The organism is Alloprevotella sp. oral taxon 473 str. F0040, assembly GCF_000318095.2.
Lineage (GTDB): Bacteria > Bacteroidota > Bacteroidia > Bacteroidales > Bacteroidaceae > Alloprevotella.
The window spans coordinates 9,054-9,344 of record NZ_KB290717.1; positions in this window are offsets into that span (position 1 = coordinate 9,054).

Here is a 291-nt window from a genome sequence, read left to right on the forward strand (position 1 = left end):
CGCAGCCCGCTTGGGCTGCGTGAATTGAAACTTTACGAACTGGTAAAAGATACGTTGAACAGTGTCGCAGCCCGCTTGGGCTGCGTGAATTGAAACAACCTCACTGCTCTCAATGAGCAAGGATATAGTCGCAGCCCGCTTGGGCTGCGTGAATTGAAACGATCCAAAAAGAGTTAGTAGGCTTAGTCTTGGAGTCGCAGCCCGCTTGGGCTGCGTGAATTGAAACGTTTGCCCAATCCTCTATATAACAATAAAGATCCGTCGCAGCCCGCTTGGGCTGCGTGAATTGAA